Source organism: Streptomyces sp. SID3212 (assembly GCF_009865405.1).
Lineage (GTDB): Bacteria > Actinomycetota > Actinomycetes > Streptomycetales > Streptomycetaceae > Streptomyces.
The window spans coordinates 1-230 of sequence record NZ_WWJY01000714.1 but is presented as its reverse complement, the minus strand read 5'-3'; the positions used below and the strand labels follow the sequence as shown (position 1 = coordinate 230).

Here is a 230-nt window from a genome sequence, read left to right as displayed (position 1 = left end):
GCGGTGACGCGTCCACTGGCGGTGGCGAACCACAGGGTGCCGTCCGCCAGCGTCACCTTTCCCTCGTACTCCTCGGCCAGCTCTGTCGTGCTCTGGGCGCCGGTGGCGGGGTCCACGAGCCGGATGGCCGCATAGGGCGGGTCCTGGCCCACGAGGACGTTCCCGTCCTCGTCCTGGGTCAGGTCCAGGAACAGGAGCCGGCCGTCGAAGGTGCCGAGCAGCCCGCCGAC

1 pseudogene is annotated in these 230 nt (G+C 71.7%); it reads right to left on the bottom strand.

Going from position 1 to position 230, the window contains the following annotated elements:
- Positions 1–230 (bottom strand): annotated as a pseudogene (locus GT042_RS21190) (hypothetical protein); the annotation flags it as partial.